The organism is Paenibacillus allorhizoplanae (assembly GCF_927798215.1).
Taxonomy (GTDB): Bacteria; Bacillota; Bacilli; order Paenibacillales; family NBRC-103111; genus Paenibacillus_E; species Paenibacillus_E allorhizoplanae.
Map to the genome: position 1 here is coordinate 156,725 of NZ_CAKMMW010000004.1, position 19,238 is coordinate 175,962.

Genomic DNA, 19,238 nt, shown 5'->3' on the forward strand with positions numbered 1-19,238 from the left:
TCGAATTGAGAAAAGCCCCACCTGCCATAAGGCAGGCGGAGCATAGTTCCCATTGGTCATTAAAGGACTTCCCTTTATTTTTTCTTTGCATCGAATGCTTGTTGGTAGATTTGCAAGTACCTCGGCAGTTTCATACTATCCAAATTTTTCAAATATTCGTCCCATTTTTTATCAATATCCAAGTCCCCGATAATCATTCTCGCGGTTGATTCTTTCCGATAATCATCAATCGTTTTGCTAATATTAGCGATTTCATCCGTCTGCTCGTTTGTGAAGCTTAAGGCCGGAATCATCTTTTTAGGGTCCGGTTTATACGGCTCGTATTTCGTCAGTGTTTCTTTATATAAAATGTCTTCCAGCGGATTTTTCGGATCAGCCGTCTGTGCTAAACGCCACTCGTTCGTACGCAGGGAAGGACCCACTTGTCCCCAAGTTGCATTCTTTGCTCCAGGAGCAGTATTACCGATTAACGTATATTTGGCAGGCTTGCCATTGATACCGATCTCATTAGGACCAGCTACTTTCCATTCCATGTCCGGTCTGCCCAGAATGGCACGATTGGTGGCTTCCTCAGAGTAAAGGAAATCAGCTAAGCGCATGGCAATTTCCGGGTTTTTGGCTTTGTTTGTAATCACAAAGGATCCAGATGTGATACTTTGTGGAATGTATTTGGATGCTTGGACGCCATTTGGACCTTTTAAAGGTGGCACAGCAACGTAATCCAACCAACGTGTTCCCTCCAATGTGTTGAAGATTGTCGGATGTTGTGCCGCAACTACACCCAAGATCACATTGTCTGGATTTTCACCCAATTTCCTTAATTGATTCCGATCCTGCGTTAATGATTGAGGATCAACCAAGCCTTCTTTGAACAACTTGTTGATATACTTAAGCCCTTCCTTATATTCCGGTTGCGTAAAGGCTGCGTTTATTTTGCCGTCTTTCATAAACTGCATATTGCGGTCGCTGTCAATAAAGGCTTGCAAGAGGAAAGTATCAATGTAAGAGTTGGCAATGTTGGCTCCGATAAACGGGATTTCATCCGCTTTTTTATTGCCATTCGGGTCTTTCTCCTTAAACGCTTTCAATACCTGATAAAACTCATCTGTCGTTGTTGGCATCTTCATACCAACCGCATCGAGCCACTTCTGATTAATCCATAATTTGGTAGGCTGTGTACAGTGAAAGCACTCGTTAACTGACGGTAGACCATAAATGTTGCCATCTGGTGAAGTAGAAAGTTCTTTCGTATACGGGAGTGATGTAAACATTTTTTTAGATTCAACGCCATATTTATCGATCAGTTTGTTGAGCGGGATAAACACACCGTCTTTGCCATATAAGGTCAATTGGATTTGATCAATGTTGAATCCTAAATAAACATCCGGATAGTCACCGCTTGCAAGAGAAATATTTAACTTCTGTTTGGGATCGCTTGCCACTTCCCATTCGAGATGAATGTTCGTTTTTTCTTCCAGCCATTTAGTAAACTCGTTCGTAGCAAAATTTTCTACCGCTGGATTCGTTCGCGACAATACTTTAAGTGTCGTTTTCTCTTTGGTAATCGGAAGCACGCCCGGTGGATTTACGACTTCGTTCTGTGCTGCTGCTGTTGAATCTGGTTGCTTCGTAGCCTCAGAGCTCGTATCTGATGTTTTACTACAACCGCTTAGCACCACTGTTGCACTTAAGATTAGGCTGATCGCTGGGCCCCACAACTTCATTCTTTGCATGTGAAAATCCTCCCTTATTTATCTGTAAAATGTATATAAGCTTACCCTTTTAGTGAACCAATCATCATTCCTTTGACGAAATGACGTTGAATAAATGGATAAACAACTAAAACCGGAATTGTCGCAATAACAATTAATGAATACTTGAGAAGTTCTCTCATACCTTCTCGTTGTGCTGCACCTACGACATCCGTGATGATTTCTTCATCGAAGGTGTTCTTCACAAGCACTTCACGCAGAATGATTTGAAGGGGGAACAAATCCGGTGACTTCAAATAAAGAAGAGCGGCAAAATAGGTATTCCAATGTCCTACTGCGTAAAATAACGAGAGTACAGCAATGATAGGTCCTGATAAGGGTGCCACGATTTTCACTAGAAATTTATAGTCACTGCACCCATCCAGATGTGCGGCTTCTAGGATTTCATCGGGAATCGTCGTTTGGAAATACGTCCTTGCAATGATGACACTCATGACGCTCATGACACCTGGGATAATCAACGCCCAGCGGGTATCAAGCATGCCTAGTTCCTTAATCAAGAGATAGTTAGGTATTAACCCTCCGCCAAACATCATGGTGAATACAAAGAGAGCCATTACCCCATTGCGAATATAGAAGTCCTTACGTGACAAAGGGTACGCTGCAATCAGAGTCATGATCACATTGATGATGGTTCCTACAACCGCATAGAACAATGAATTGGCAAACCCAACCCAAACGCGATTGTTCTTGAATACGGCTTCATATCCCTGCAACGTGATATCGACAGGCCACAACCATACTCTTCCTGAAATAACGGCCGTTGATGAGCTGAAGGAAGCGCTGAGCACATAAATGAGCGGGTATAAGACAGACAGTGTAAAGAGGCAAAGCACCGTGTAGTTCACGATATTAAATAGTTGATCGCCTCTGGATTCTTGAATTCGGGTCGACTTCATTCTTTTCTTTGCACCTCTCTACCACAGGCTGGTTTGCCCTAATTTTTTGGCTGCTTTGTTGACGGTGTACAATAAAATAAGGTTGATGACAGAAGTGAACAATCCAATCGCGGAAGCGTAGGAATATTTAATTCCCGTAGAGAGCAGACCCACCTTATACACATAGGTATCAATAACCTCAGATGAACTGAGATTCAGTGGATTTTGCATCAACAGCACTTTTTCAAAACCAACATCCATTAAATTCCCAACACTAAGTATCAACAATATAACGGCAACGGGCAAAATCCCGGGAATATCCACATGCCTCATGCGTTGAACTTTACTCGCACCGTCCATGACAGCGGCCTCATGCAGAGAAGGATCGATGGCAGCCAAAGCGGCTAAATAAATGATACAGCCAAAGCCTACATTTTGCCAAATACCTGACCAGACATACAGCGACTTAAAGTTGTCCGGATTTCCGAAGAAATCGATTTTCTCAAAACCCAATTGCGCAATAATCATGTTGACGATACCGGTTTTGGGATCGAGCAGTTGGATAATGATCCCCATCATCACGACCATCGAAATAAAATGCGGGGCGTAGGTAATCAACTGCACCGATTTTTTGACAAAAGACCGATTCACGTAGTTTAAGCAAAGCGCCAGCAGGATCGGGAATGGAAACCCTGCAAGCAAGCTGTAAAAGCTTAAGCCAAGTGTATTTTTGATCACCTTCCAGAATTCATAGGAGTTAAAAAAGTTTTTAAAATGCTTCAATCCAACCCAGTCACTCCCAAAAAAACCTTTATGAGGCACATAATCTTGAAAGGCAATGACTGCACCGTACATCGGTATATATTTAAAGATGAGAATGTACAGGATAGGCAGGATGGATAATACATACAATTGAGGAACTTTTCTGATATTCGTGAATAGCTTACTTCCGAATTTGATTTTTACTTTGCCTTGTGAGCTGGTCACTTTACGGACGATTTCCACGCCAAGTCTCCTCCTCTCTTTTGTTATCTTCATGATACGTTTTCAAGAGAAGGCGAACATACTAGTTTTTTAAGCACCTAGGTAACTAATTTATGGTTTTCCATGTATCTTTTACACACAAAAAAAGGATGGCGTACCTCCATTTAGAGGAACTTCATCCTTATTCGCTATATCGCTATGGCTGCTGAGGCATATCTCCGCTCATCTCGCTGACTGGGCATGCGTAACGTTAGCTTGGCACCTGCCGCAGTCTCATTGTTGTCAATGCATAACCCATATTGCTCACCGAAAACAATTTGAATCCGACTGTGCACATTGGCTAGCCCTATTCCACCCTCGCGCTCTATACGAACAGGCAGCTGGGAGGTGCTTATATGCTGTGCGGCCAGCTTAGCTTGCAGTTCCTCCAGTCTTTCGGGCGTAATACCCACGCCATTATCCGTAACGGTTACGATGAAATCATCCTCATCCATGCAGGCATCAATACGGATCTGATGATGGCTCTCGATACCATCAGGAAAAGCATGCTTAAACACATTTTCAATTAACGGCTGTAAGGTGAGACGCACCATTTTTTTCAATAGGAGCTCCGGCGGAACCGTAACTTCAATTTCAAACTCGTGTCCTAAGCGGTAATTCATTATATTCATAAAATGCAGCACATGCTTCAACTCATTGGCAACCGTTATTTCCTCCAAGTCGGCACGTACCGAATAACGAAGCATATACGACAGAGATCTAACGATCTCTTTGATTTCCTGCGAATCCTGTACGACGGCGTAACAGACAATTGTCTCGAGTGTATTGTAGAGAAAGTGAGGATTGATTTGTAATTGCAAAGCCTGAAATTCAGCAGACTGCCTTTTCAGCAAATACTCCTTATTCTTCAGCTCCTCGGCATACACTTGCTCCATGAGCTCTTGCAGTCGCGAAACCATCATATTATAGCTGATCGTAAGACGGTCCATTTCGTCCGTTCTGCCGCTGATGGCGACATGTGTCCAATTCCCTTTTTCCGTTTTGCGCATGCCGTTTTCGAGCATTTTGATGGGCCGAATGATGGATTGCCCGAATCGGTAGGCAAGAATCAACGCAATGATTAACGCAATCGCACAGGTGTATACCGTTGTTTTACGAATATTTAGCGCAGGCGCTCTAAGCTCATCAAGCGGCATGGATGCTACCAACGTCAAGCCCGTATAATCCGATCTTCGGTTGAAATGGACACGTTCAACATCGTCTTTATAATCGAAAATCTGATTTTGATTTTCACGCAGCTTGGTAAACAGCTTGGTATCCAACTGTTTGCCAATCATGCCAGACATCGGGTGATAGATGATTTTTCCCGTATCATTCACAATATAGAAATACCCTGTTTCCCCTAGACGTATGCCCTTCCACAAAGAAGTCAGCTCTTCGATATTAAGCTCAATGCCAAGTATCCCTTTAAAGATTTTCGATGTCTGGCGATCTGAGATTTTCCGAGTTAGTGCTAACTTCCCGTCTAGAAAACTCCAATCCATAATCGTTAATTTACCGTCTTTATCTGTAATTTCCTTCAAGGAGTCCAGCTTATCCAGCAGGATCGAGTTGCTGAAATCTGACGTATCCGCATTATGATCATAGATGCTAAGCCCGTTATATCCGAGCAAGTACACCATACTAATTTCAGGATTATTAATAAAAAGTGGCTGAAAGACCTTCTCTTTCATCGGTCTGATGGATAGAAAATAAGGAATGAAATTGTTTCCATCTAGATTCAAAAACTCTTTCACATTCGTTGAAGTTATCATCGAAACGGTAGCGCGATCGTATTTCTTCAAATACATATCCGTATGATTCATCGCATTATCGACGATTTGAGTTAAGAGCTCATTGGTTTGCTTATCCACTTCCTTGGTGGATTGAACATACAGGACTAGGCCGACGATAGAGGAAGATATCACAATGACGATTACGAAATAAACGAACATACGCAATGCCAAGCTTGATCTCATTATTTGATCCCCAACATACTGCGGTATTCCGTCGGCGAGCAGCCTGTCATCTTCTTGAAAATCTTAGTGAAATACGGATAGTTCTGATAGCCAATCGTCACACCGACATCAACAACTTTATAATGCGGCATTTCAAGAAGTTTCTTAGCCATTTCGATCCGCTTCTTCATACGGTATTGAACAAACGTTTCATTCGTCATTTTCTTGAAAATATAACTAAAGTAAGTGGGCGCAAGTCCCATCTTCTCTGCCACTTCTTCGAGGCTCAACTCTTCTGAAATGTTATTGTCAATGTAGGTTTTCGCTTCTTCAAACAAGCTCTTCTGATTCCCACCCCGCCATTGAAATAATTGATGATACAGATGGACGAACTCTGACCGTAAATAGTCCATAGCCTCCGTCAAGCTATTCAATTGTACTGGCGAAGCCTGTGTGGTAAAGGTCACTAAGCCACGCGAGTTCAGTTTTTTGACTACACTCTTCAACCCATCTGCCATCATCTGATCCAACTGCTGAACTTGAATCCCTTTCATCATGTCGCTTTGTGACCACTCATCTAATAGGGCATGGAGGGCATCCAAATCAGCAGACCAGATCGTTGCTTCAACGCGTTCCAGCCACTCCTCTATTTGAAAGAAGGAGATTTGCTTCACCTGATCCTGCTGTACGAGCAATTTATTAAGCACGGGATACAATTCATGTTCCGTAAGCGGTTTCAGTAAATATTCTTTGACGCCGAAAGTAAGGCATTTCTGAGCGTAAGAGAAATCATCATAACCAGAAATGACAACAACAGGGAAATTCACTTGCAGCTCTTGAATGGCTTTGCACAATGCCAGACCATCCATCTTCGGCATACGAATGTCGGTTAGAAGCAAATCAGGGCGCTGTTTGTTGATTTGTTCAAGTGCCTCGATGCCATTTGCTGCGACAACCGTGCGAAACAAGGGGCTGCACTGTCTGACGAGCTGGGCCAGTCCCATCCGAACCATCGGTTCGTCATCCACAATGAGGATATATTTCACTTCGCAAGCACTCCCTTTTTACGCTAGGTTAGAAAAATCCTTGTGAACATTTTACCACAGTGCTAATTCATAAGTAACTTTTTTCTACACTATACGCCTCGTCGTCATCCCCATGTATTATGTTTTCTTACGATCCTATTTGTTATTTTACTGAATCTCATCCCCCGCTTCACCTACGATTTAATAGACCCAACCATCATTCCCTTCATGAAATGCTTTTGCAAGAACGGATACACCAACATGATCGGCAATGTAGCAACGACGATAACAGCCATTTTCAATCCCTCGGGTGAGACCAAGAGCATCAAGTCTGAGGTTGTATCCGATGATCCCATATTATCCGTAATAACTATCTCGCGTAACCGCACTTGGAGGGTAATCAGCGACCGTTTATCAATATAATAGAGGGCTTGTGAATACATATTCCAATTCGATACCGCATACATAATCCCCATTGTTGCCATGACAGGTTTGGACAGTGGCAGTACGACTTTCCATATCATCCGCAGCTCGCCACATCCATCAATACGGGCAGAATCCAACAGCTCAACCGGAAGATGGATAAAAAAAGAACGCATAACGAACAAATTAAAAGCGCTGATTGCGGATGGAATCATTAACACCCAAAGTGTATTAAGCATATGAAGATTTTTCAATAGCAGATAATTCGGAATCAGAGGTGCATGGAATATCATGGTTATCAAAACATAAACCAAGGCAGGTTTCCGAAATACGTATTCTGAACGAGATAGCGGATACGCTAAACTTGATGTAGCTGCCAAATTGATGAACGTTCCAAGTACGGTTATTGTCACACTATTGCGCAGCGCCATCCAGATCGTGGAATCCTTCAATATCATATGATAATTTTCAAGCGTAAATCCTACCGGCCAAAGGCTGACCTGTCTATTATTGATTGCAACAGCGTCGCTGAAGGATTGAGCAATCACATGAAGAAGTGGGAGCAGCATAGTAAGTCCAATCATCAACAGTAACACCATGTTAAATACTTGAAAAGCTCGCTGACCAGTTGTAGAAATCACATCCCTGACCTCCTTATGACAAATGTTAGTATAGGCTCTCTCCCGACGTTTTTTTACTCAGGGTATTACCGATCATGATCAATGCTAAACCAACAAAAGACTTAAAAAGTCCAATCGCGGTGGTGAAGCTATATTGTCGGTCAACCAGACCTGCTCTGTACACATAGGTATCCAGAATTTCTCCATTTTCGCTGTTCAGAGGGTTCAGAAACAAATACACTCGTTCAAAACCGAAATCCATAAAATGTCCGATTTGGAGCAGCAGTAGAATGGTGATCGTAGGGAGAATGGAAGGTAAGGTAATCGACATCACTTGACGAAACCGACCTGCTCCATCGATCTCTGCAGCTTCATATAAATCTGGGTTAATGCCTGCAATTGCAGCAAGATAAATAATGGTTCCCCATCCGCTGTCTTTCCATATCCCTGATCCAATCAGAATAGAGCGGATATAACTGCTCTCGCCCATAAAATAAATGGACTCCATATGAAACCAACCCATCACTTGATTCACGATCCCCGTTGTCGGGGACAGCAACCCAATAATAATCCCACCGACAATGACCCATGACAGAAAGTGCGGCATGTAGATGACGGTTTGCACCACCCGTTTATAACCATTGAATCGAATTTCATTCAGCAATAAAGCCAGAATGATAGGTACTGGAAATGCAAAAATCAGATCATACATACCTATTAACAGCGTGTTTTTCAGAATGATCAGAAACTCTGGATACGTAAATAACCGCTTGAAATGTGCCAAACCTACCCAAGGGCTGCCGGATACCCCCTTGAAAATATTATAATTTTGAAAAGCAATGGAGGAACCGAACAAGGGGATATACTTAAACAAGGCAAAATACAAGAGTCCGGGAATCGAAAGCACATACAAGGGCCAATATTTCTGAATAAATGCCCACTGTGCTCGCGAATTCGCAAACTGGAACTGTTTTTCTCCAGAGATGTCCGTTTTCGAAGCCATACAATTAGCTCCTTTCATTTTTTTGGCATCAACATCATAATCTTCGTTCCTTGGCCTATCTCGCTGACAATCTGCAGCCCATACTTCTCGCCGAACACCATTTGAATTCGACGGTGCACGTTAACGATACCAATGCCACCGATCCCTTTCGTCCGCCCGCTCTCTGCAAGCCGGTTTTCACTGAGCTTCTCGCGCAATTCTCGCAGCCTCGATTCTTCAATCCCCACTCCGTTATCTTCTACGCTGATCCAAAAAAGCGCATCGTCTTCACCCGCGTGAACACGAATATAATGGTGGTCCTCCACTCCGTCCACAAAAGCATGCTGAAACGTATTTTCTACTAACGGCTGAAGTGTCAGTCGCACCATATGACGAAGCAAATACGCTGGATCAATGTCCACTTCCATATCAAACTCTCGTCCGATCCGATGTTTCATCACGAGTAAGTAGTGCAGGACATGTTTAAGTTCATTGGCTACCGTGATCTCTTCCAAATGGGTCTGTACAGAATAGCGAAGCATATAGGCCATTGCCTTCACGATCTCATAGATTTCCTTACTATCCTTAATAACCGCATAGCAAACGATCGTTTCTAACGTGTTATACAAAAAGTGAGGATTAATTTGAAGCTGCAGCGATTGTAACTCAGCTTTCTGACGCTCAATTCGATTTTCCTGATCCCTTAACTCGGCCTGATAGACTTCATCAATAAGCTCTGCTAGTCGACTGACCATCAGATTATAGCGATTAATCAGCTCTACAATTTCATCACGGTGATTGGGAAGCGGTAGAATGACCCAGTTTCCTTTCTCCGTTTCACGCATCGCACTTTTTAGTTTGCGTATCGGACCTGTGATCGACTTACCAAACCTGATGGCAAGCCATAAGGCGAGAATGAGTGTAAAACCGCCAACAATAAGCGTTGTAGTACGAATCGTGTCTGTTGGTTTATGCAATTCATCGACGGACATGGATACGACAAGCCGCCAATTGCCATATTGGGAGCGTCGGCTCATAAACATGCGTGATTTCCCATCAATTTTGGAGGTAAATGCATGAGAACCAGCGTCTATAACCTGTTGATGAATCGCATCCTGCATCCCCTTGCCGATCTGCGCAGCATTCGGATGGTAGACATAGTTCCCATTGCCATCGGTAATAAAGAAATAACCATCGCTCTCTAAATCAATGCCCTTCCATAACTCAGAAAGCTCAGAGGCTCTCAACTCAATGGCGAGAACACCCTTAAGTTCAGTCGAAGAAAGCCCGCGAATACGGCGAACGAGTGTCAGTGTCTGATTGGTTTGCTCCGGTAAAATACTATGGTTCAGTACGACCAAACTGCCAGTCGCCGTCGTATTATTTCGGAAATAATCTAGTTGCTCTTTTATTTGCTCCTTCGTGAACGAACCTGCGTTAATCCCATTGTAAACATACATGGCGTTACCATTAAAATTCATCAAGAAGATGTCAGTAATTTCTGGATTTCTGATAAAAATAGGTTCGATGCCAACTTCTTTGACCAGTTTACGAAGTTCGTAATACGGATATCCGATCTCCCCTTCTGGTAAATCAATGAATCGTCTGACATCGTTATTGCTGAGGAGAGACACCATTGCGCGCTCATATGCGCGAATATAATAGTCCGTATGATACACCGCATTACCTACGACTTGTGTCAACTGTTTCTCTACAATGTGTTCCAATTCACGCGAAGAGGCTTTGTACGAAAAGTAACCAACGCTGGTTAAAGAAATTAAAATGACGACGAGGTAAGATAGAAACAACTTTTGATATAAATTGAAATTTCTCATTTAATCCCCATAGAGTTACGGTATTCCGACGGAGACACGCCATAAATTTTCTTAAACGTTTTTGTAAAATGCGGGTAATCTTCATAACCTACTTCAATGGCAATATCAAACGTCCGTTTATGGGGAATGGAGAGCAAGTCCCTCGCTTTCTCCATCCTTTTATTCATCCGATAGCTTACAAACGTTTCGCCCGTCATCTTTCTAAACAACGTACTGAAATAGGAGGGAGAAATCCCGATCAAATCCGCCACCTCTGCTAGCGTGACCTCCACAGATAATCGCGTATCGATGTAAACCTTCGCTTCTTCCATCGGATCCTTGTAATTTCCATGCCGTGAACATTGTAGTTCTTTCATCAACGCTCTCATGCGACATTCAAACAAGATATATAGATCCTCTCTTGTAGCAGCACTTAACGGTTCTTGCAAACCTGGCATGTTAAATTGTTTCTTCTCTTGAAAATAGTTGTCCAATAGGTGCAATACTTCATCCAATAGATGTTTTAATTGATTGATCGTTAACAAGCTGCAGCTTTCTCGCCACTCCGCCAGGAGTCGGGACATTTCATCCATCTGCAGCGACCAAACACTCCCTTTTATCCGTTCAATCCACTCTACATATTTTGAAATCGATAGGCAGCTTTGCGCATGCAGCTTGAGAATCTGATCGAATATATCGTGTAAATCAGGCGGTGTAACAGGTTTCAACAAATAGTGCTTAACCCCGTAAGACAAACACTTCTGTGCATACTCAAAATCGTTGTAGCCGGAAATGACGACCTTAAGCAAATTTGGATGACTAGTATGCAGGATCCGACACAGCTCCAATCCGTCCATTTTGGGCATTCGGATATCTGTAATGAGTAGGTCCGGCTCAAAATGGCTAAACCGATCAATTGCCTCAAGTCCGTTATTCGCCGTCTCAATCGTTTGAAATGGTCGCGTATATTGTTGTGCCATTTTCATCATCCCGCTGCGAATTATCGGTTCATCATCCACAATCAGTACTTTCATCCTTCAAGCCTCCACACGCCTAAATATGACTGATAAATGAAGCGGAGCCTCCGAGATCGCTACTTGTCTCAGCTTCAATTCAAATTTATCAGAGCTGTCTCTTAGTCCAACAGCTGCTTCAGGTAATAATAGATCTATTGGTTTGCAGCCTTGCGTTGAGCGGAGCACGATGTCGAGCCGCTCCTCCGATACGTCCCACTCTAAGGTGCACTCGACTCCACCACGCGCTAGCAATGGACCCGCTTTTCCTTTTCTCCAACGGACAGGAAGCGCAGGTAAGATACGGAGCTCGCCAGGAATTGAAAAAAGTAGCATCTCCTGAATTGCTGAAGTCCATCCCATATTGGCATCGAGCTGTACGGGTGCCCAATCCATGTCAACACCGATCCCCATCCCGCGCCAGTCATTATGCAGGGTAATTAGATTGTTCATGACGCAGGAGCGAGCCAATGTCTCGAGACATTCGAGTGCTGAATCGCCTTGACCCATTCGCGCATAGTTGTTCGCCATATGCGCCAGCGACCAGCCTGATTGTTCTTTCAGTCCCAATCCTAAGCGTTTCTCAATGGATTTGACGAAAGCTTTGTAAAGAATAGGATCGCTCTCACGCGTCACCTCTGTTCCGGGAAATACAGGGTATACATGCGATTCATGGCGGTGATGATCGTTTTCCTCAAAATAGGGATGCATCCATTCTCTAACGGCTCCATCTTCTGTTAGTTGGTATGGTGGGATTCGTTCAAGCATTTGCCGCCAGGTCGAAATGTCTTCCAGATACATCCCAGTTATCTGTGCCCCTTCAATCAGATGTGTCAGAAGCTCCTTAGCAATGGCAAAGTCCATCGTTGCATTCATAGTCGTTCCCATCGACATGCCAGGACCTTTCCAATAATTGCCCGGGGTATTTTCCGGTGAGTTGGATGGGGAACTCATCCAGTATCCGTCATCATCCATCGTAAAAAAGTCTTCATAGAACAAAGCAGCCTCCCGCATAAACGGCAGCGCCCTCTCTCGCAAAAATGCCAAATCTCCCGTATGAAGGTAGTAATCATAATAATGTTGACTGACCCATCCCGCTCCACCGGTCCAATGAATAATGTGGGAGGATGTATGTTTTAGCAGCCCTGAGCCGGGTACGCTTGGAGCCGGGATAAAGATTCCGCGACAGCCATACAGGTGTCTGGCATTGACACGGAAATCGTCTATCAACTTTTCCATGTAGTTAAAGACTGCAAGCAGCAGTTCAGTCATGTTGCCCGACAAGGCCTGCCAATACATCATCTGCAGGTTTTCATTGACCATGTGAAACGCCCAAACAGCGTCATAATCACCAAACCATAAGCCATATAAATGGCAGGGCTGCCCTTCCGCACGCGAACTAGAAATGAGCAAATATCGTCCATACGCCCACATTTTCTCAATGAGCGCATCCGGTGTTTCTCCTTGATAGGCTTGCATCAGCAACTCTTCGTTGGAGAGTTCCCTTCCTACTGCTGCTATGTCAAACTCCATCGCCTGAAACAAGCGGCCATGTTCAAGAACGTGATCTGAGAGCAAGGTATCGTAGCACATTGGAAGGCTGCTCAACTCTTCATCCAATCTGTGCCATTCATTTTCCCTATTTCCACGAGTAAATAACTTAATAATGACGAAGATCGACTCCGCATTCTTCACGGTTAAGCCAAGCTGTTCAGAACTTGTATGTCCTCCCCGATGGATGACGCGGGCTACGCCTCCGAAATCATTTCCGTCTGGATGTTGTGCGGCATAATAAATGGTATTACCCGTAGAACGCATTTCTTCGCCTTCGGGGAACACAATACCAGACTTGCGAAAGTCTCTTTTATCATGAAGCTGCATGCGTAACCGCGCTTCAATCGAATGCGGTCCCCATTTGCGAATATCCATTACGATGGCATCCGCTGCGCGAGATACGAACAACCTTCGCTCATAACGGGTATCCCCATCAATCCAACTAACGGACACTTCTCCATTCTCCATTTGAAGCGTTCTCTTATAGGAGCGGAATGCTCGGCGAAGTGGCATAAATATCTTAAGATCCCCCAGTGGCAGAGGGGATGCCAGTTTGGGTTGGTAACCAAGACCTTTCAGCGCATCTGAAAGCACTTTGTCTGCTTCGGGAGCCTGACCTTCATTCAGCAAGCGTCTTGTCTCTGCCAATCGTTCACTAACATCAGGCAGTGGCATCGTTACACCGCCCCACCACAGGTCCTCATGATTCAGCAGAACAGTCTCTTCGTGAACCCCTCCGTAGACAGCCGCTCCAATCCTACCGTTACCAGAAGGCAGTGCTTCCCGCCATAATGAACGCCACCAAGAAGCCGGATAGTTCATTGAGATGAGATGTTTCGTGTTCATGATGTATCCTCCTTGTCTTTGGGCATATAGAACGGAAAAGTATTTGCTCGGGTGACCAAACAAATACTTTCCATATTGCACTTTGGCAGCTATTTTCGATTACTAGAAACGATCACACCCGAACCCTTTTTATAACGTTCGTTTGCTTCTTTAAGAATCTCGTTTCCGCCTTTGCTCTTGTATTCTTCAATGACTTTCGGCCAGTCTGATATCGGCTCTTTCCCATAGATCATTTTGATCATATGGTCAATGATCTGTTTAGGACCAACATCATCTCCGACTGGCGCCAAATCTGGATATCTGGAGAAGGATTCAAGCCCCGGTACAAAACGAACCGATCCTAGTCCTTCTTTGGAAACAACCGTATCCAAATATTGAATCATATCTCGACCTTCGGGCGTCAACTCTTCTCTTGCCTTATTGTATTTAGCATCATGGACGAACCAGAACATGCCCCGGAATCCGTCCTCATCGATCTCTTCTGGTTTGGTTGGCGGCGTAAATTTCACTTTGCCATTCTCCATGGTGTACGTTTCGCCTTCAATACCGAATGAGAAGTATTTCTCAGCTTCCGGTGTCGTCATCCATTCAAAGAATTGAATGATTTTAATCGCTTTATCCTTCGATACCTTACTATTCAAGTAGTAGGATGTGTTAATACTTGAATACAGCATGTGACCTCCCCAATTCTCAGGTCCACGTGGAGATGCAATAATGTCAATTTGAGCTGTCGGAACTGCCGTTTTCACTTTATTGCGATAATTGGATAGTCCCGCCGCGTTGGCGGACCACATCCCGACCTTGCCGGCATCAATGTTTTTCCCATAATCCGTAGAGGAAATGGATGCAAAATCCTTCGGAATTAATCCTTCATCGAACATGGCTTTGTACGCTTGAAGCGCTTTCGACATATTTTCTACATCAAAAAATTTCGGAACCACTTGGTCTCCCAGTACTTCAAATTGAGAAGGCAGGACATCATAAGCTCCCAGTATGGTATCCGCATATTTGAAGTTTTCACGCAATTGGTAGGGATTTTCAACTCCAATCTTTTTAAAAGCTCGCATGACATTCAAGAACTCATCAACCGTTTTCGGCGCCGGTAAACCCGTTTGGGCTAGCAGATCAGCTCGAATGAATGTCGCACGCCTGGATGGATTGGATAGCCAAGAGGGTATTCCATATATTTTTCCGTTGAAGCTCGTTTCTTGCCACGCCTCTTTCGGTACCGCTTTCATAATATTCGGTGCATATTGTTTCAATAGATCATCAAGCGGCATGAACACACCGGCTTCCACAGAACCGGACATGCCTTTTGTGGTGGCACCTCCAACATTTTGCACGACATCAGGAATATCATTAGATGAAAACATCAAGGACATTTTGGAATCAAAATCTTTGAGTGGAATCATTCGAAGGTCTAAGTCCGCTTTGGTCAACTCCTCGAGCTTCATCACCCACTTTTCTTTATTGACATCTGCTGATTTCTCGGCATATTTATTCCCGGATGTTGTTATTGACATGGAGAATTTCAACTTTTCATTAACCTTTGCAGTGTCTTCACTGCTCTTCTGTGTAACTTCACTGCTGCATCCTGAAATAACGCTAATCGCCAAGACACCGAGCCACACCTTACCCCATATTTGTTTCACATGCCCACCTCTTTTTCAAAATTTTCTCAAGTTTCACTTGGTTATTCCCATCTTAATCTTCCAAATAACCGAAGGACATGTATTTTTTTACACTTAACTTGTGTTTCTTTTGAAAATGACTAGTTGAGGTGCGTAAAGATATGCATAGGCGTACTCACGATATAACCGCGTTCATCCGTGATTTGTATGAAACATGCAGACGTATTTTCCTCAAGTAACGCGCGAATTTCATTTGAACCACATGCGATGTGCGCTTCCTTCGAAAGCCATTCAATCTCAAACCAGTTCGATATCTCTGTCGCATATCGCAGCTCTGCCTTCACAATGGGCAGCTCTGACCTAAATACGACTACTACTTCTCTCACAGTCACTTCTTTACGTAGAATCTGTGGCAGCGCGCGCCCCCCTTTCGTTATGTGATCCGCAAAAGCATAAATCTCTGGGGGTTTCCATCCCGCTGTATGCGAGTGTCTCAGTCCAAAATGAATGCTAAGACTGGAATCCATGTTGCCATTGCGCGACGCTTGATACGATTTGCTAAATAAGTGAAGCGGGAAATGAGGATCATGGCTCCAATTCACCCATAGCATGGGAATCGTAATGCGATAGAAATAAGACGAAGGATCCCACAATTGCTTAATCTTCTGAGCGTACTCAAGCGGCATTTGCTGAAAACTTTGTCCATATTTATTGCTAGCCTCAAACAAATAACCACATCCATAGACAGGAATAGCAAAAGAAAACCGTTCATCCACGCCTGCGACAATACCGGTCACGATCCCTCCCCATGATATCCCATGCAAACCAATCTGATCGCTATCTACATTTTCAAAGGTACGCAGAAATGAATGCGCAAGGATGACATTCGCAACGGCGTGGAACATCCACTGGTCCTCCACGGGGCTTGCGTAATCTGCAAATTCACCCTGCCGAGAAGGTCCGCTCCAGTCATGTTCTGGCCACAAACCATCCTTATTCTTGACTGTTGGGAGATGCCCTTCTAGATCCATGGCGATGGCTGCATATCCTCGATCGTTCCACAGCTTTACCCATTCTTTGAAAGCAGTCCCCCCGCCTCCATGTACGAGAACTACGCCTGGCACCTTAGCTCCCAATGCAGTATCAGGTATCCCGTAATAGGCAAATACACGTGTTTGCTTTCCTTGGTAAGGCAACGCTTCATACATCATGGCGTTGATCTGATCATCATCCATTTCAGGAATGGATACGACATGTGCCGCTTGATACAGTGATTCGAGGTTCCACGGCAGAGGCGGATGATTTTCGTTGCTATTTTGGCTTTCTTTTCCCATAGGTTATGACCACTCTCCCTCGCATTATCGTGCCCAAATCGTACATATGGCAGAAATTAAATACACACTATATAACTTTATTGAAATTATATCCCTGGACAAAACCTTCAACAATCAAAGAATATTTATGATAGTATAACAATATTAATGTGCGGAATGAGCGTGATGACAATGAAACACTTTTTCTGGCATGTCCTGACCGATATTGACTTTCAATTACCTCTTTATCTGGTCTCGATGGGCTACTGGGGGAATCAACCACCCGTAGTGAGAAAGGATGGCTACAAGGCTTTTCAATGGATTCAATGCTTTGATGGGCAAGGCATACTAGAAATCGAAGGGAAATCACTGACAATCTCCAGAGGACAGGGGATGTTACTCTACCCAGGGGTACCCCACCGGTATTATCCCGTAGAGGAACCATGGACAGTACAATGGGTTGAATTCAATGGCGATTTCGCTGGACCACTTCTACAATCCTTGCAATTTAACAACTCTATGCCCCTTTTCGTGACGAAGCCTGATCTTGTCGAAGCCAGAATCAATGAAATTAATCATCTATACAGCATCCGAAATCAGATCTCGAGCTATGAGGGCTCCTATCTGCTGTATGGCTTGCTTATGGATTTATTCCGATATACCTCCACATCAGATACTCGCTCTAATCAGGAGCAGTTGGAGCAATTAAAGCCCGTTATCGACTATATACAACAGCATTACGCTCAGCCCCTCACACTTCGGCATTTGGCCAATCAATTGGGTGTTACACCGCAATATACGTGTGTATTATTTCAACAAACGTTAGGCACAAGACCTTTCGCCTACATCAATCAGTATCGGATTCATAAAGCCAAAGAAATTCTTCAATTATACCCTGATCTCGAAATTAGCCACATTTCTAAGAAAATTGGCTTTGATAGTCCAAGCTATTTTATTAAGTTGTTTAAAAGGAGTGAAGGCATTACGCCAAATCATTTCCGAAGCGTGTACAAAACAACATGAAAAGGCTGTATCTCTCTGTAGTAGATCTACAAGAGATACAGCCTTACTACTTTATTGTTAGTTAATTTCGGCCAATATTCGTTCCGCTAGGTGTTCCTGCACCGATTAAATCACTGCCAGTGGCAAGCTTCAGGAAGTTGCCTAAATTCGGAGACCCATCGGCATTCCGTGTGAGCGTTGGCGTTAAACTTACGAAGTCTGCATCACTCGCTAGGAGACCTGCAGCATTGGTACTCTTCCCGCTTTTCCACCAAACATTCGAGCTAGCTACATCCGTTCCGCTCGTCTTATCACTCGAAGTTCCTTTGTAAGACAAGTTATTCGTGAACGTATGTGTGCCGGTATCAAAAGTAAAATTGCCTTCACCATTACTAAATGATGTATTATTCGTCAGCGTAATGGAGCCAGGATTGCTGTTGAAGGTGAATCCGTGTTTCTTATTAAGATAAGCCACGGAGTTCGTAACGATATGGTTAACAGCTATTTGTTCCCCGCCTAATTTATACCCGTTCCCGTCGCTGCTGCTTGTCGAGTTCCCAGATGACGTTTGACCATTATGATGGGCTACGCTGTTCTTAATTGTGATCGGGTCAATCGGTCCCGTTTCTGATTTGGTATACAAATCCCAACCATCATCCGTGTTGTAAGCTGAAATACAACCATCAAACACATTGCCAGGTCCCGTAGTCAGCTTAGCAGCGAACCCATCCGCATCTTCCCCGTTATCGGGATCGAAATTGTCGTGCGAGTACACGTTTACAATGTTATTGTTTGCAGGCCATTCACTGCGAGTTGCTGTTGAGGCATAGCGACCAAGCTGTACGCCTGTATCCCGATTATCGTGGACATCCAAATTCTCCAAACGATTGTTATTGCCTGCTACATAAACACCATTATCGGCGGCTCCCTTAATTTCGATCCCCTTAATCGTCCAGTAACTGCCATTCACTTGCAATCCTCTTGCATTCAGGGATACATCTGCTAGATTATAGCTCTGTGAAGAGAAATCCAAGACTGGCTTCTCGGTCCCATAAGGCATGATTTGCTTGATTGCGCTTGCGGTACCATTATTCGCACGATCAATAGTAATTTGACTGTTGTAGCTATACGTGCCACCACGTAAATAAATGACACCCCCGGGAGCTACCTTCGTGAGCGCTGAACTCAATGTCGTTGGGCTTGCCAATGTCCCAGGGTTGCTTGCAGAGCCATTTGGATCCACATAGACTGCGCCTGCCGTTGGAGGAGGCGTAGGTGAGGTTGTTGGTGATGGCGAAGGTGACGGTGAGGTTGTTGGTGACGGTGATGGAGACTGTGTCGGCGCTGGTGTCGACGTTGAACCAGCGCTATCGGAAACGAGGAT

General features: G+C 44.1%; 14 protein-coding genes. 1 reads left to right on the plus strand and 13 read right to left on the minus strand.

The genetic code is table 11. The features are described 5' to 3' along the window. Positions 1 to 74 precede the first annotated feature (74 nt). From L6I86_RS09475 to L6I86_RS09530, 12 genes are all read right to left on the minus strand, one after another. A complete protein-coding gene (locus tag L6I86_RS09475) occupies positions 75 to 1,733 on the minus strand; it encodes an ABC transporter substrate-binding protein (RefSeq protein WP_236286586.1) in 1,659 nt (552 codons plus the stop codon). Between the two features lie 41 nt (positions 1,734 to 1,774). After that, positions 1,775 to 2,671 (minus strand): carbohydrate ABC transporter permease, encoded by an 897-nt coding sequence (locus tag L6I86_RS09480; protein ID WP_236286588.1) that lies wholly within the window; start codon positions 2,669 to 2,671, stop codon positions 1,775 to 1,777. 18 nt (positions 2,672 to 2,689) lie between these two features. Beyond that, entirely contained in the window at positions 2,690 to 3,649 is a 960-nt protein-coding gene (locus L6I86_RS09485; protein WP_476739354.1) for an ABC transporter permease, read from the minus strand. 173 nt (positions 3,650 to 3,822) lie between these two features. Further along, positions 3,823 to 5,652, minus strand: coding sequence for a cache domain-containing sensor histidine kinase (locus tag L6I86_RS09490; protein ID WP_236286592.1), 1,830 nt, complete (start codon positions 5,650 to 5,652; stop codon positions 3,823 to 3,825). Further along, positions 5,652 to 6,677 (minus strand): response regulator, encoded by a 1,026-nt coding sequence (locus tag L6I86_RS09495; RefSeq protein ID WP_236286594.1) that lies wholly within the window; start codon positions 6,675 to 6,677, stop codon positions 5,652 to 5,654. Before L6I86_RS09495 ends, L6I86_RS09490 begins: the two co-directional genes overlap by 1 nt. Positions 6,678 to 6,850: 173 nt before the next feature. Beyond that, positions 6,851 to 7,678, minus strand: a complete 828-nt coding sequence (locus L6I86_RS09500) for a carbohydrate ABC transporter permease (RefSeq protein ID WP_236286926.1) — start codon at positions 7,676 to 7,678, stop codon at positions 6,851 to 6,853. 67 nt (positions 7,679 to 7,745) lie between these two features. Next, positions 7,746 to 8,702, minus strand: a complete 957-nt coding sequence (locus L6I86_RS09505) for an ABC transporter permease (RefSeq protein ID WP_236286596.1) — start codon at positions 8,700 to 8,702, stop codon at positions 7,746 to 7,748. Positions 8,703 to 8,716: 14 nt separating this feature from the next. Further along, entirely contained in the window at positions 8,717 to 10,516 is a 1,800-nt protein-coding gene (locus tag L6I86_RS09510) for a sensor histidine kinase (protein WP_236286598.1), read from the minus strand. Then, positions 10,513 to 11,529, minus strand: coding sequence for a response regulator transcription factor (locus L6I86_RS09515; protein ID WP_236286600.1), 1,017 nt, complete (start codon positions 11,527 to 11,529; stop codon positions 10,513 to 10,515). The genes L6I86_RS09510 and L6I86_RS09515 overlap by 4 nt, the downstream gene beginning before the upstream one ends. A 3-nt stretch (positions 11,530 to 11,532) precedes the next feature. After that, positions 11,533 to 13,908 (minus strand): glycosyl hydrolase family 95 catalytic domain-containing protein, encoded by a 2,376-nt coding sequence (locus tag L6I86_RS09520; protein WP_236286602.1) that lies wholly within the window; start codon positions 13,906 to 13,908, stop codon positions 11,533 to 11,535. Positions 13,909 to 13,997: 89 nt separating this feature from the next. Next, a complete protein-coding gene (locus L6I86_RS09525; RefSeq protein ID WP_420851862.1) occupies positions 13,998 to 15,560 on the minus strand; it encodes a type 2 periplasmic-binding domain-containing protein in 1,563 nt (520 codons plus the stop codon). Between the two features lie 119 nt (positions 15,561 to 15,679). After that, positions 15,680 to 16,873, minus strand: a complete 1,194-nt coding sequence (locus L6I86_RS09530) for an alpha/beta hydrolase family protein (protein ID WP_236286604.1) — start codon at positions 16,871 to 16,873, stop codon at positions 15,680 to 15,682. 165 nt (positions 16,874 to 17,038) lie between these two features. On the opposite strand from L6I86_RS09530, the gene L6I86_RS09535 reads away from it, so the two are divergent. After that, entirely contained in the window at positions 17,039 to 17,875 is an 837-nt protein-coding gene (locus L6I86_RS09535; protein WP_236286606.1) for an AraC family transcriptional regulator, read from the plus strand. Between the two features lie 61 nt (positions 17,876 to 17,936). On the opposite strand, the gene L6I86_RS09540 is transcribed toward L6I86_RS09535, so the two are convergent. Further along, positions 17,937 to 19,238 (minus strand): right-handed parallel beta-helix repeat-containing protein, encoded by a 1,302-nt coding sequence (locus tag L6I86_RS09540; RefSeq protein ID WP_420851869.1) that lies wholly within the window; start codon positions 19,236 to 19,238, stop codon positions 17,937 to 17,939.